Here is a 14,277-nt window from a genome sequence, read left to right as displayed (position 1 = left end):
GTGGAAAAGCAGTTGATTGAACAATTAGAAGCCATCCAAAGTGCAAGTCGAAAACTCATTGCTATTTCGGGTGATCAAAAGAAGAAAATACTTAATGAAGTAGCTGATCTTGCTCTAGCAAAAGAGATTATTATTCTAGAGGCTAATCAGAAGGATCTGGATCGAATGGATCCCACTGATCCAAAATATGATCGCTTGCTTTTGAATGCTTCACGTCTCCAATCGATTGCCAGTGACATGAGGCGAGTGGCAGAATTGCCTAATCCTTTGGGTAAAGTGTTGGATGAGCATGTGAAGGAAAACGGTCTTCGAATCGCACGGATATCGGTACCTATTGGCGTAATAGGTGTTGTCTATGAATCCCGGCCCAATGTTACTTTTGACGTATTTGCATTGACCTTCAAAACGGGAAATGCGTGTGTGCTGAAAGGCAGCCGTGATGCTGCAGACTCTAATGAAGCTATCGTTTCAGTGATTCGTGAAGTTTTAAGTAAGTATGGTTTGGAAGATACGGTTCTTCTGGCTCCAGCTGAGCGTGAGGCTTTACCGGTGATACTAACCGCTGAGGGTCTGGTAGATTGCATTATTCCTCGTGGAAGTCAGGGATTGATAGATTTTGTTCGTAAAAATGCATCCATTCCGGTCATTGAAACTGGTGCGGGTATCGTGCATACTTATGTGGATGTGGATGCTGATTTAGCTAAGGCCAAAGCCATTGTTCAGAATGCAAAAACGAGGCGAGTCAGTGTTTGTAATGCTTTGGATTGTTTGATCATTCATAAAGATCGATTGACAGATTTGTCAGCTATTGTCCAGGGAATGGACGCAGAATATGCAGTAGAAATCCATGCAGATCAATTGTCATTTGAAGCATTGCAATCTTCTTATGATCAAAAGTTATTAATTGCTGCCGATGTTGATGATTTCGGCATTGAGTGGTTGTCTCACAAGATGTCCATCAAAGTGGTTAATTCATTGACAGAAGCGCTAGATCATATAGCACAGTATAGTTCTAAACACAGCGAAGCGATTGTGTCAGAAAATTTGGAGACTGTTGAGCTATTTTTACAACAGGTAGATGCGGCGTGCGTATATTCGAATGCAAGTACAGCCTTCTCGGATGGAGGTGAGTTTGGGCTTGGCGCAGAAATTGGAATTAGTACACAAAAGTTACATGCCAGAGGACCAATGGGTCTTAGAGAAATTACCAGTTATAAATGGGTAGTTCGTGGAGATGGACAAGTGAGAGGTTAAGAAGTTTTGGAAGATTATTTTTTGATATAAATGGCATTATTTGATGTTTATCCATTGTTTCCGATTGAGATAGCAAGTGGAAAAGGAAGTTATGTGTATGACAAGAATGGGCAAGAATACCTTGATCTCTATGGTGGACATGCGGTCATTTCTATAGGACATTCCCATCCACATTATGTGAAGCGTATAACCGATCAAGTACAGAAACTTGGCTTTTATTCCAACTCAATTCAAAATCCGCTCCAGGAACAACTCGCGGAAAAAGTAGGTGCATTGGCAGGAAGGCCAGATTGGAATCTGTTTCTATGTAATAGTGGAGCGGAAGCTAATGAAAATGCTTTGAAGCTAGCGTCTTTCTACACGGGCAAAAAGAAGATCATATCTTTTACTAAAGGATTTCATGGACGTACTTCTTTAGCTGTTGCAGTAACAGATAATAAGAATATTGTTGCTCCTGTAAATGAAACTGAAAATGCGCTGATACTCCCGTTCAATGATGAGGAGGCTTTAAAACAAGCTTTTACAGAGAATGAAATTGCAGCTGTAATTGTAGAAGGAATACAGGGTATTGGTGGAATCAATATTCCATCCGAGTCATTCATGAAATTGATACGTAGTTTATGTGATGAGTATCAAGCCGTATTTATTGCTGATGCAGTTCAGTGTGGCTACGGACGAACAGGAGATTTTTACGCTCATGATCATTATGGGGTAGAGGCAGATCTATTCACAATGGCTAAAGGCATGGGTAACGGTTTTCCAATAGGAGGGGTGCTTATCTCTCCAAAATTTGAAGCAAAGTATGGAATGCTCGGAACGACATTTGGAGGTAATCACCTGGCATGTGCTGCAGGATTAGCTGTAGCAGAAGTTATAGAAGAAGAGCAACTTTTAGCAAATGCCAAAAATGTAGGTGAGTACATCATGAATGAGCTAAAAGGTATAGATAAAGTAGTAGAGGTTCGTGGCAGAGGCTTGATGATTGGTATCGATATGGAGTTTGAAGTTGCCGAACTACGTAAGAAGTTATTGTTTGATCATCATGTATTTACCGGTTCCGCATCAGGTAAAAACACTATTCGATTGTTACCTGCTTTGAATTTATCCAAGACTGAGGCGGATAAATTTTTGGAAGAGTTTAAGAAGGCCTTGTAATAGGACTCAAAACAAAATGAAGACCTCCAGGATTGTATGATTTTGGAGGTTTTTTGTTGTCAGGGAGTGTGAAATCCGTTATTTTGAATGATGTAAAGTAATGACGCTTTACCTATCGTTTTATTTGTTGGGGCATCTAAAAGACTATTATGTTTGAACTTTCTTTTGATTACTGGAATCAATTAGCTGGTCATTTGATCTTGACATGTGCGTTATTGACTGGGTTTTCCATCGCCATCACAGCTAATTTGATAATAAATTCCAACTCCAATAGGCTGCATAATGCAATTCTGAAGGTATCAACGATTTCGTCTGGATGTTTTTTAGTAGCTGTATTTGCGCTCACCAATATTTTAATGAAAACTACTGAAGGATATCCTTTTGAAGTGACTAATGCCGACTTAACCAAGCCTCGAATTATTGGTATTTTGAGTTATATGTTAGGTGTTGTTTCATTACTTACAGTAATTGGAATGTCTGGATGGACTAAGTCAAGGAATACTGGAATTTTCACAACCGTTGTAAGTGCATTTGCTCTAATACTGATTATGTTTTTTATATGATATTTAATATGAGTTCCAATTGGTAAAAAGTGAGTAGACAAGTCATATGTGAAGTCTTTGATGATGTACAGAATAAAATGGGTGACTGTTTGACCTATTAGGTATTAGTAAGTAAGAAAGGCTTAGGTGATTCAGAAAGTAAGTTGATTATGCTTTGAAGGAAATGATATTTTATGCGCCGTTTTCATTTTGCTAATTGAGTTAGCTACTTGCTTAGATATTTGTTTTTCCGGTAATTGAAAGGAGTTTTTCAGCAATAATTAAGAGATTATTCACCTTGTCTGAATTCTAATCCTTTAGAACTAAGTTGTCATTATTATTAGTTACCTAAAATTAGGTGTTTTTTTATGAGACAGAACGATTTCAACATTTGTTAGGTGGCAATTCGTCAGTTAAACGTAATTTGACAAACGAATATTTAATAATCTTCCGCACCACTATAAATTTAAATAAATGAAAGAAGAATCAATTCTTTCCTGTCATGATGCCTATGTCCATGCGAAGAAATCGTTTGTAGATACGTTGAACGAATATGATGAATCCGATCATGAAAAAATAAATGAAAAGGTCAGGCATCATTTGATTAAGATGGTAGATCTCATTGATTCTATGATTTCAAGCGAGGATATTTTAGATGAATTTAATGCCGAGATTGAACGGCTTATTGACTTAAGTGAGGATAAGAAACCGATTCAAGCTTTGGTATTCTTTTTTGATTCTGTTTAAGGGAGTGTACAGTTCAATACTTACGGTTCCTTAAATCCAAAGTATCTCATGCCAACAGAGCTTTCCTTAAATAATAGATTAGATAACCTTGTGATGGGGCCAATGGGGCCTATATTATTCTCTAACTATTCTGATATTCTTGAAGATGCAGTATATTTTGAGGAAGTAGATGGTATGTGTATTGAGGAATATAATGATGGTTTGAGGGAGCTTTGTAATCTAAAAGCATATTCTATTTTTGAGGAACACTTCTTGAATATAAATGTAAAAGATCGCATTACTTCTATTGACATATTAGCACCTTTTTACGTTTACATTCAAGAGCATGATGGAGGGAAGTCCAATAGGTTAGCCTAATTCGATTAGAGTACAATGAACCAACGTATTGCTCAAATTGCTTTAGTAGTAAAAGACTATGCTGAAGCTATTGATTTTTACACCAATATATTAGGCTTTAAGCTCATAGAGGATACTTCATTGGATAAGCACAAGCGATGGGTGGTTGTATCTCCACCCGGAGATGAAAACTGTTCCTTGTTGCTGGCAAAGGCAGCGGATGATAAACAGCGTCAGAGTATTGGCAATCAAGCTGGAGGAAGGGTTTTTCTGTTTTTGTATACTGATGATTTTTCGAGAGACTATCAAGCAATGATTGATAGAGGAGTTGTGATTGTCGACCTCCAGAAGTTTTTGATTATGGTACCGTTGCTGTATTTGAGGATTTGTATGGCAATCGGTGGGATTTACTGGAGCCATCGAAATAATCATTCTGCTATTAACATGAATTGGTGATCATTTTTTCTGGTTGGCTCTTTTATCACCTACAGGGGATATTTTGGGTGATGAAATAATCCAATTGAACTCTGTTATTTGAAGGTTGATCAAATCATTCTAGTCCAAAGTGTGATCGAAGATTGAAGTCAATATGTAATAACATTCTATCAGAATCAGGCAATCGTTTGAACATGAATTTCTCATAGAATTTAGTAGCACTCTCATCTATTGGATCAATCATAATTACACAAGTACCAATAGAAAGAGAATGAATAACACATCGGTGAATGGCATCGACTAAAAGTTCTCCTCCTAATCCTTTTCCTGTTTCATTTTTGGTAACTGCTAGTCGTCCTAATAATATGGCAGGATATCCAGTATAGCCTTTGGGTAGTTTTTTCAGCATTACATCTGGAATGCAATCCTTTGGGAGTTCTGAAGAAGATAATGAATAGTAACCGATAACCTCGTTCGAGGTATTTACTAACAAATAAACTTTGGCCAGCCCTGCTTTTGATTCTTTGGTGGCTTGCCTTTTTAGATAATTATTTAGTGAATCATGACTGCATGAAAAACGTTCTCTATTATATTTCTTATCAAAATCAACTGTTATAAATTTCATTATCTAATCTTTTACTTCGTTTTTGCGAAGCTTTCAAGAATGAATCAGATAGCTCTGTTGGCTCATTCAAGATTTTCATAATTCTTTTTTTATCTTCAATTGAATACAAAACCTTTGAATATTCTTCAACTACAGCCTTTGCGTCTTCAACCATAGTAGTAATTACATACTCAGTTAAATTTCGAAACCCTTTCAAACTAGCAGCTTCCTCCAATAACTTTTTGTGCAAGACTGACATTTTAGCGTCAAACCTTGCTACTTCATTAGTGTCCATCTCTGTATCATATTAGTGTTTTGTAAAAATACGGTTAAATGCCGTATTTGTTTTATGTTTTACGGATTTATTGTTTAAAATAATGAGATTGACTTGTTGCTATTGAAATGCTGGATTAATCATCCCATAGATCAAATCATCAACGATTTGCTGGTTTTTAATAGCCGCTTTTTTCAGGTTGCCTTCTAGCTTAAATCCGGCCTTCTCAAGCACACGAATAGATGCCATGTTGTGTCCAAATACCCCAGCCTGAATCTTGATCAAGTCTAAATTTTGAAAGCTATAATCGGTCATTAGTTGGATGGCTTTTGTTGCTATACCTTTACCCCAGTAAGGTTCGCCAATCCAGTATCCAATGTATCCGGTTTTGCGGAAAACATCTTTCATGGGATCTATGCCAATAACTCCCGTGAGATCATCTCCATAATAAATGGCCAAATGTGTTGCTGGTTCATTCAGTTTTTGCTTCTTGATGAAGTCAATCGCATCTAGAGTTGTAAATGGATGAGGAAAGAAATCTCGTACATTGTCCCATATTTTCTTATTATTGGCCAATTCAGCTAGTACCTCAGCCTGGTCTTCATGAAGATTTCTAAGAGATATATTGATGTTATTTTTCAATTGCCCGATCTACTTGAATAATGAGAGAGTCTAATTGAGAGTCTAAGGATTTGTAGAAAGTAGTGCGCATTTGAGCAATACTCTTTTCTGCAAACAACATATTTCGTACCTCTTTATCCTTTAAGAAATCAGTTTTTACTCGTCCACCATCTATAAAGTCAAGGTTTCGGATGAAATACGGCTGAACATAGGAGTCAGTATGATTAGTAAGTGCCTTATCATATTCTTTACTTCCACGGTAAAACTGTTCGTAAAGCTCTACAATCCGATTCCTTAACTCAAAATCTTTGATTAGGTCTAGATTGCCTGTAGATTTCAAAGATTCATAGGTGACCGATTGAGGCTGAAATGGAGGGATGTATTGCGTAGAATATACATGAAATAAGAGCGAATCTTCATTGTACGCCTTACCGATGGTAGCTCCAGTGAGAATGTTCAAACTCTTCTCCATGGATCGGTTAATGACCAATAAGGTGTCCAGGTAAATTCTATCGCTGTGTAAATCTGTAGCTAGGCTACTCAGGTATTGTTGCTCGAGTTTATAGCTCTTTTTACTTTCTTTCCATCCTTCCAAATAGAACGCAATGGTAATGCCAAGAATTACTACCAACAGGTTGGTCAAATGATCAGGCCAATTAATTTTCTTCATGGAGTTCGGTTAGTTCTCCAACCAAACTACCAAAAAAAGAAAATTCATGAAATGGAATTGATCATATTTTTACCGATTTGGCAATTCCATTTATCAGAATGAGAATGCAATAATGATTAATTGGAGTCTAACTGACGTTTTAAAAGGCCCATTCCAGATAGGAAGAAAATAAAGCCTAAAATGGCCATTGCCCATCCATTAAGAGCGATTACAGGGGTGCCGAAGATGCCTAATACTCCAAATGTTAATCCTAAAAATCCGATTATTACTAGTGATATTGCTATTACTTTAAATGTCATAGTTATTGGTTTTAATAGTAAAAGTTCAAGGGCTATGCCAAAAAAAGTAGCTTGATACTTTTTAGAACGCCAGAAACGTTTTAAGCATTCTTAGACTATCATCTCTATAGGAAGCAAGATTCCCGTCTGCCAGGGAGTTATACAGTTTCTTTTCTTCCGAAGAGATATCCGTCTTGAATTCCAAGGCATGTTCCTCGATACTTTTAGAACCCATGTGCCAATCTTCAAAATAACGTTCCTCAGTGGGAGCACAATATCTAATTACTGATCCGCCATGCCTTGGATCTTTTAGTATCATGTTGTAAGTCTCCATTACATTAACCAAAGGCCCTTCGAGGATTTGGATGAAACGATCTTCAGAATACAGAAGCATTCCGGTAAGTTCTTTAGATGGATTGTTTTTTACTGAGCTGGCTAAAATTTTATCAATACAATCCTGATCGCACGATTCTGATCTGACACTGGAATAGACCAGACGGTATAGAGGTGAATCCGATCGGGTAGGGTTGGCCTCTGTGAAATATACTTTGCTGATGGCATAGAGCATTTTCAGAATTTTGGTATCTCCCCGGTCTACCCAGTCATGTAGCTGTTGTCTAAGTTCTTTTACAGTCATTAGTTGGTGGTATTTAGTTTATAATATGCGCCATCAACTAATTGATCAATTCAAGTGTTTTAGATATTTACATAAACTGATCTAAAAACTCTTTGGTGTATCCCTGTTGTACTTGTTCAATGATTCCTTCTTCATTGATGACAATGAAAGTGGGGTATCCATTCACTCCAAATGCTCTGCCTAGATCTTCTCGACCCGCAATTACTGGAAATGGAATAGCAACCTGTCTCTTATATAAACGCATACGGTCAATATCGTCCTCGGGATTGATATAGACTGTTTCGATATTCTCAATGATGTTTTTTGATTGATTAATGTATTCCAATGCTTCTTTGCAATATCCACAGTTAATGACGGATATGTCAACCAATATTTTTTTACCCAGATACTGAGAAAGAGAAATACTATCTCCAGCCAACGTAATTCCTTTGAAATCCGGTGCTTTATCACCTACTTTCATCAATTCATATCCTGAGTCAGTAATGGAAACATAACTCTCAGGCAAATCATAATGTAAAGCGGTCTTTTCATTATCAAATTGAGAATTTCTGTAAGTCCAGACCATTTTTTGTCCTAGATTCCCATCTTGATATGCGAGTCGCTCAAATTGAGCCACTTGGTTTGAAGCAGGATTAATATAAAGTTTGAAAAATACTTTCACTTTTAATCCTTCATAAACGGTATCCCTTTCTAAAGATTCGTAAACCATCATTTTTTTATTCTCAAGAAGACTGTCCATTGAAAAATTCCAATCCATTTCTAGAAGTGTAAGAGGGTTGTATTGTATAACTGTACTCTTGGTAAGTGGAGTATTATTAGTGGCTAGACTAGCAGAATCATATGATTTAAGAGCTGTCTTTATATGCTCAAACCTTTGAAACATACCATCTAGATAAACTACATCGGCCTTCCTTTTCTTAATTACAAATCCATATCCAAGATATGGTGATCCATCATTTATAAACTCCATTTTATAAAGTGTCGTATCGACAATGCCAAGCATGTCAGGCCAGTAGGAGGTTGCTGTTAAACTGATGTAATTACTTGAATTATACTTATCTCTTGTTATGGAAAGTAGCTCTTCCGGTGTTTGCTGTGCACATGAAAATGCAACAATGATGACAAGTAGGAGGTAAGATCGTTTCATATTAATCAAAGGCTCTAAGTGTAGTTCCGTTAAGTTAAATGAATGACAGGTATTTCGGAAATGCGCGTCAAAATATCTAAAAACCTTTCATTATTCTAAGAAATCACTGTACTCAGCTAATGGATTGAGATTTTTCGGAACATTCTACACCGGTATTCCTTACTTATTATAGATGTATCCATCCACAACAGGACATACGTGCCCTTTTCTCTCGCCACAGGATACATCTGTCCTTTTTTATAATTTCTTGAAACCAAAAATCGATAATTATAATGGCTAAATGTTTCGCATTGATGGGGTGGAGTTTGCCCGTAATCGAAAGTATGGAAAAGCTTGGGAAACCGTATGTAGTGGTTTCCTTTCCTGATTTTGAACCCTATGCAAAAGAGAATAATATTCCATTCGTCTCGTATCAACTAAATGAATGGAGTGATACCTCTAATTCGTTAGATCTATTTGAAAAATTACAACCCTATGGAGTGGATGTAGCTGTTCCGTTGTTTGAGGAAACAGTAGAGTGGGCCGGAGCTCTCAATTCAATCTATCGTGGTGATCCACGTGTGTTAAACCGTGCTTTCTTGTTTAGAAATAAAGCAATGATGAAGCGTAAAGCGCTCATTGGTGGATTACGAGTAGGCCTATTTGAAGAGGTTTACAACAAAGAAGGAGTCAAAGCCTTCATGAAACGTCTCAATGAAGCTAATCTTCAATTGGACGGTGAAGAGGATAGCTGGGTACACATCAAGCCGTTTGCTTCAGCTGGTACAGTGGGGCATAGGCTGTTGAAGTCTATGAAAGATATAGATGAGAAGTGTGAGGATAGTGATTTCCCATGTCTGGCTGAGAGTCACTTGCCTGGTCGAGAATTCTCATGTGAGGCGTTCATCAACAAAGGAAAAGTGCGTTTCTTGAATATCACAGAATACGTGCATTTAGGATATTCTAACTTCATTCCAGAAGGACATTATCTCAATTCTAAGCGTGAACTCATATATAAGCATGTGCAGAAGTTGGTAGACATCTTCGGAATCGAATATGGTATGGTGCATCCAGAGTGGTTCCTGACTGAGAATGATGAATTGAACTTTGGAGAAACGGCCTGTAGAATCCCTGGAGGTCACATTTTAGAGTTGGCGAGTAAATCCTGGGGATTTGATGCATTAGCTGCATTTGTGCTATGCCATGACCCAAATATTACTGAAGAGGAACTGGACGAAATCTTCCCATCGAAGGATTATTTCCCTGATAACTACAATGGTAATGTGATGATCTACCCTCAGAAACGTACTTTCTCGAAACTTGAAATCCCTGAGGAGCTGAATAACGAACCATACTTTGTGGATCACACGCTAGTTCCGCCTTTGAGCACACAGAAGATTAGTGACAACAGAGAAGGTTTTGGAAATCACTTTGGTACGATCAACTTCAAAGGTGAAGATCCAGACCGAATGACAGAGCTGCTGCTTCATTATGAAGAAGTAGATTTCTATGTGTAATTAATTGATAATCAGATACAATTATTTGTTGCTTCTCGATGGGTATGGCTGTCGAGAAGTTCTTTATTGACCCAAATCAACAATGCAAGAAACCTCAAATAGGGTATTCGAAAATTTTGAAAACAGTTTTTTAGAATTCAAAGAGGCTCCTGATTTTACCAAAAGAGACAAAGCAGCCAAGCTCGCATCACAGATTGATATTCTCAGTCTGACTAGAGATGGATTGTCTTATTTATATGAGAAAAGCGGCGAGCTAGATCAGGCCGGTATTTTCTTCGGTACGGCTTGGAATGAACCAGATAAGTTAGTTCCAGCACTTGTGAAAGGAACCTTAAAAGCCGGTCATCCTTCTTCTAGTTTTGAATTGCTCTCTGAGCTTCGGTTATTGGCTTATGCCAATGGAGATCAGCAAAGTGAGGTGATTAACGCCAAAGAAGCACAGAATTTCCTGGAAGAAGTAGTGGTTCATAATCTAGAGTTTGCACTAAAAGAACCAGCCGAAGAGACACGCACTGTCATGAGTGAGCGTGAGCTGAAGAAGGCCTTTAATCTGTTCGGATTCATCATTTCAGAGATTGATTTGGGTGGCGTATACGATAAGTTGGCTGAGGAAATCCGTTTGATTTGCGAGCAGCGTCCGATAGTGACTAGAAAAGCGCGCGAATTAATACGTCTGGTAGATGCTCGTTTTGATACTTCTGGTGATCGTGAAGTTGATAAATCTGTAAGGTTATATATCAATGCAGTCTACAAACCTTCCCAGAATTCGATTCTGCATCAAACACTGGAAGATTATCAGGACTTTTTGGATAATGCCAACCTTAGAACACTATCGCACGAAGCTGATAGCTTCGGTTATTACATGCATCAAACAGGTTTGGTCAGTCAATACCATCCGTTGTTGCTCAAGAAACTGGTGAAGGAACATCCTGAGTTGGTGCCAAATTGCCTGGATCTTAATGATCGAGGTAAAGCCGAATGGGAAAAGTTTCATGAGTTAGTTTCTACGCTAATTATAGAAATTGTTAGTCCCGATAACTGTCAATGCATTTATGGATTGGCTCGAATGTTGGGTAAAAACCTGTTCTCCAGACGTCCTGTGCGAGTTGGGTTGGAGAATTTAAGGAAGATCAAATTGAACCCGCAAGTAGAAAAGCGGATCATCAAATCTTTGATTCATCCAGATATGGATGTGACAGCTCAGCAATACTTGTTAGGTGGAGTTATTAAAATGTTGGGACAGCCTCTTGGAGTTGGACAAGGTAATAATCCTACTTGTCAGTCAGCAAGAGGACTGAGTATGTGGAGTCAGCATGCACCTGCTAAGCTCATAGACATGATCATCACGGTTGCTACTCAAAACAACCTGATCATGCGATTTGAAAATCACGATTTGGTTTCTAATCAACTAGGCAAAGGATTGGTTGAGAAATTGGATTACAATCTCGATCCGGTTTCTGTTTTGTTAGTACCACATCTGGATAAGATATATAACGAGATGATGAAGCGATCTGCAGGAAGAGCTGAAGATCCGCATAAGTGGGTAAACCCTGCAATGTATGGACAGTGGATACAATTGAGTTTTGCCTCCTGCTATGATTATTTGACCAACTCTATTCTGGATTTTGAAGGTTTTATACGAATCTTTTATGCCGCATTTCATCCAGACTTCAACGGAGATCGGGAGATGTCTTATCCAAATCCAGTAGGGATATTTATCACGTCATCCAAAGGAGATATGGTTGGGTTTCACGCCATTTCCTTGTTGCGAATAGCTAAAGATCAAAATGGAAAAGCTAGAGCTTATTTCTTAAACCCGAACAACGAAGGACGACAAGATTGGGGACAAGGGATTAAACCCGCCGTTTTTGGTTTTGGAGAAAAACACGGAGAGTCCAGTTTGCCAATAGCACAGTTTGCAGCGCGTATTTACGCATTTCATTATAGCCATTTAGATGTAGCTCATAAAGTAAATCAGGTTCCAGATTCGGAACTAAAAGAAGTAGATAACCTGGCTAAGTCCAGCTGGGGTAAGTCATATACCTGGAATAATCAACAAAAAATATGGTAAGACACTCATCAAGAATAGAGCTGAGTCAATCTTCATTAACCAACAATATCAACTTCATTCGCAAGAAGGTAGGTGATGGAGTACGTATTTCATCTGTAGTAAAAGCCAATGCCTATGGCCATGGAATTGGACCTTTTGTTCGTATGGCCGAGAAATCTGGAGTGAATCACTTTGCTACTGCGTCAGCTTTTGAGGCAGAAGAAGTCTTGGATGCCAAATCAGCTAAAGCTGACGTGATGGTCATGGGTATTTTGTATGACGAAGACATTGATTGGGCTATTGAAAATGGCATTGAATTTTTTGTCTTCAATTACGAGCGATTGGAAATTGTCCTTCACAAAGCGAAAGCCCTTGGAAAGCAAGCGCATTTACATATAGAGGTGGAGACAGGCGCCAATAGAACTGGGATGCAAGCTTCAGACTTTCCTAAAACGCTTACTTTCTTAAAGAAGAATGCGGAGTTTATCGAGTTTACCGGATTATGTACGCATTTCGGGGGAGCTGAGAGTTTCGCCAATAAGTTTAAAATCGATTCTCAGCATGCTCGTTACAAAGAGTTTTTGAAACAATGCAAGAAGAAGAATGTCCTGCCTAAAATCAAACACATTGCCTGTTCTGCAGCTGCATTAGCGTATCCTGATACGGTATATGATATGGTCAGGATTGGTGTAGCCCAATATGGCTTTTGGCCAAGCCCGGATATCTACTATGCACACTTGCAGGAAATCGGTGCTACTAGCTCCAATGGTGCTTTGAAAAGGCTTTTTACCTGGAAGACGGATATCATGGACCTTCGTCATGTAAAAGAAGGGGAGTTTATCGGTTATGGTACTAGTTACCAGGCTACTCGAGATATGGAAGTTGCGGTTTTGCCACTTGGTTATTCCAATGGGTACCCACGTGGGCAGTCTAATCGTGGGCATGTACTCATCAAAGGGAAAAAGGCTCCTGTTGTTGGACTAATCAATATGAATTTATTCATGGTAGATGTTTCTCATATCAAAGGTGTAGAGGTTGGAGAAGAAGTGGTATTGGTTGGACGTCAAAAGAGCAATACCATTAATATTAGCTCCTTTACCCAGGTGACTCAATTGATGAACAATGAGATGCTGAGTAGACTTCCTGCTGCTATTCCACGAACCATTGTTAAGTAATGAGGCCATTTAGTGATAATGAAAGACATATTGTAAGAAGCCTGGTTAATGGTGCTTCCAATGTTGTTTCGCTCATTGATTTTATACGACCAGGTTGGGGAATTGAAATGGGGAAACTGGAAATGAGTAGTTATCAGCAATTGCTGGTAGTTCATGCTTCAGGCACTCTCAATAATCAGATGAGCTACTTGCTGGAAGTAATGGATCTAATAAGCTATCTGGAAAAGCGTGGGTATGTATCGAGTTGGCAGTCTTTACCAATGGTAGACAATACAGTGTATTGTGGAGAGCGAAGTGACGGGGTTATCCCTCAGTTTTTACCGGATATTGCTGTTTCTGCCAAGCTGTTATCATTGGCTAGCCAACAGTTTAGAGTCAATCATTCACTTCAGGATCTTGTAAATAGGGAGTTTATATCCCTTCGATCACTAGATCTTAAAAAATTTAAAAATATTTTAATCGGAGGTTGTGCTACTTTGATTTTGGTAAATGCCGTTGGGCTGTATTTCAACTATCAAGCAACAGCTGATCGGTTGAATTCTCAATTACGAATTTTGAATGATCGAACTGCCAAAATAGGATTGAGTCAGATGCAACAACAGGAAACACTTGATTCAGTAATGCAACAATCAAGAGAGATAGCCGATATTTTACAAGAGACAACCAATAATACCCAGCGCTTAGAAGAGGTTCGAAATGCGGTTTCAGATCAGTCACATACTATTCGAAAATTGAGTTTGAAACAAGCTGAAAACACTAGTCAAGTGAAGCAAAATTTTGAGCTTTTGAAGCGAGTTGATAGTGTGCAATCTCAGTAATAGAATGCCATCCAGTAAGGTCGATTGCTCCGAAGAGG

Annotated in this window: 17 protein-coding genes; 10 read left to right on the top strand and 7 right to left on the bottom strand. The window is 38.4% G+C overall.

Translation table 11 applies throughout. The features are described from left to right. The 6 genes from NXS00_RS14210 (at position 1) to NXS00_RS14185 (ending at position 4,490) form a co-directional block, all read left to right on the top strand. Positions 1–1,254, top strand: a complete 1,254-nt coding sequence (locus NXS00_RS14210) for a glutamate-5-semialdehyde dehydrogenase (RefSeq protein ID WP_258099882.1) — start codon at positions 1–3, stop codon at positions 1,252–1,254. A gap of 30 nt (positions 1,255–1,284) precedes the next feature. Continuing rightward, positions 1,285–2,409 carry an aspartate aminotransferase family protein gene (locus tag NXS00_RS14205; protein ID WP_258099881.1) on the top strand — a complete coding sequence of 375 codons (1,125 nt, stop codon included), beginning with the start codon at positions 1,285–1,287 and terminating at the stop codon, positions 2,407–2,409. 149 nt (positions 2,410–2,558) lie between these two features. Then, entirely contained in the window at positions 2,559–2,972 is a 414-nt protein-coding gene (locus NXS00_RS14200; protein WP_258099880.1) for a hypothetical protein, read from the top strand. Positions 2,973–3,425: 453 nt separating this feature from the next. Beyond that, positions 3,426–3,698, top strand: a complete 273-nt coding sequence (locus tag NXS00_RS14195; protein WP_258099879.1) for a hypothetical protein — start codon at positions 3,426–3,428, stop codon at positions 3,696–3,698. A gap of 48 nt (positions 3,699–3,746) precedes the next feature. After that, complete coding sequence (locus tag NXS00_RS14190) at positions 3,747–4,055, top strand: hypothetical protein (protein ID WP_258099878.1); 309 nt, start codon at positions 3,747–3,749, stop codon at positions 4,053–4,055. Positions 4,056–4,070: 15 nt separating this feature from the next. After that, complete coding sequence (locus NXS00_RS14185) at positions 4,071–4,490, top strand: VOC family protein (RefSeq protein WP_308709148.1); 420 nt, start codon at positions 4,071–4,073, stop codon at positions 4,488–4,490. 94 nt (positions 4,491–4,584) lie between these two features. On the opposite strand, the gene NXS00_RS14180 is transcribed toward NXS00_RS14185, so the two are convergent. The 7 genes from NXS00_RS14180 to NXS00_RS14150 form a co-directional block, all read right to left on the bottom strand. Further along, positions 4,585–5,094: a GNAT family N-acetyltransferase gene (locus NXS00_RS14180; protein ID WP_258099877.1), complete on the bottom strand. Its 510-nt coding sequence runs from the start codon at positions 5,092–5,094 to the stop codon at positions 4,585–4,587. Continuing rightward, on the bottom strand, positions 5,075–5,368 hold the full coding sequence (locus NXS00_RS14175; protein WP_258099876.1) for a type II toxin-antitoxin system TacA family antitoxin: 294 nt from the start codon (positions 5,366–5,368) through the stop codon (positions 5,075–5,077). The genes NXS00_RS14180 and NXS00_RS14175 overlap by 20 nt, the downstream gene beginning before the upstream one ends. A gap of 99 nt (positions 5,369–5,467) precedes the next feature. Then, the gene (locus NXS00_RS14170) at positions 5,468–5,989 is read right to left on the bottom strand and encodes a GNAT family N-acetyltransferase (RefSeq protein WP_258099875.1); all 522 of its coding nucleotides are present in this window, start codon (positions 5,987–5,989) and stop codon (positions 5,468–5,470) included. After that, the gene (locus tag NXS00_RS14165; protein ID WP_258099874.1) at positions 5,979–6,638 is read right to left on the bottom strand and encodes a DUF6090 family protein; all 660 of its coding nucleotides are present in this window, start codon (positions 6,636–6,638) and stop codon (positions 5,979–5,981) included. Before NXS00_RS14165 ends, NXS00_RS14170 begins: the two co-directional genes overlap by 11 nt. A gap of 116 nt (positions 6,639–6,754) precedes the next feature. Next, positions 6,755–6,937, bottom strand: coding sequence for a hypothetical protein (locus tag NXS00_RS14160; RefSeq protein WP_258099873.1), 183 nt, complete (start codon positions 6,935–6,937; stop codon positions 6,755–6,757). A gap of 61 nt (positions 6,938–6,998) precedes the next feature. Beyond that, entirely contained in the window at positions 6,999–7,553 is a 555-nt protein-coding gene (locus NXS00_RS14155; protein WP_258099872.1) for a BLUF domain-containing protein, read from the bottom strand. A 67-nt stretch (positions 7,554–7,620) separates the two neighbouring features. After that, positions 7,621–8,700, bottom strand: a complete 1,080-nt coding sequence (locus NXS00_RS14150) for a TlpA family protein disulfide reductase (RefSeq protein ID WP_258099871.1) — start codon at positions 8,698–8,700, stop codon at positions 7,621–7,623. 272 nt (positions 8,701–8,972) lie between these two features. Between NXS00_RS14150 and NXS00_RS14145 the strand changes: the two genes are divergently transcribed. The 4 genes from NXS00_RS14145 to NXS00_RS14130 all read left to right on the top strand — a co-directional run bounded on the left by NXS00_RS14145 (position 8,973) and on the right by NXS00_RS14130 (position 14,239). Beyond that, a complete protein-coding gene (locus NXS00_RS14145) occupies positions 8,973–10,196 on the top strand; it encodes an ATP-grasp domain-containing protein (RefSeq protein ID WP_258099870.1) in 1,224 nt (407 codons plus the stop codon). Positions 10,197–10,278: 82 nt separating this feature from the next. After that, positions 10,279–12,267 (top strand): hypothetical protein, encoded by a 1,989-nt coding sequence (locus NXS00_RS14140; RefSeq protein ID WP_258099869.1) that lies wholly within the window; start codon positions 10,279–10,281, stop codon positions 12,265–12,267. Next, positions 12,261–13,421, top strand: a complete 1,161-nt coding sequence (gene alr / locus NXS00_RS14135; protein ID WP_258099868.1) for an alanine racemase — start codon at positions 12,261–12,263, stop codon at positions 13,419–13,421. The genes NXS00_RS14140 and alr overlap by 7 nt, the downstream gene beginning before the upstream one ends. After that, positions 13,421–14,239, top strand: coding sequence for a hypothetical protein (locus NXS00_RS14130; protein ID WP_258099867.1), 819 nt, complete (start codon positions 13,421–13,423; stop codon positions 14,237–14,239). The genes alr and NXS00_RS14130 overlap by 1 nt, the downstream gene beginning before the upstream one ends. Positions 14,240–14,277: the final 38 nt, after the last annotated feature.

Origin of the sequence: Marinoscillum pacificum, from assembly GCF_024714495.1 — a bacterium.
In the GTDB taxonomy this organism is placed as follows: Bacteria; Bacteroidota; Bacteroidia; order Cytophagales; family Cyclobacteriaceae; genus Marinoscillum; species Marinoscillum pacificum.
The sequence above is the reverse complement of the archived record's forward strand: the minus strand, read 5'-3'. Positions and strand labels throughout refer to the sequence as shown.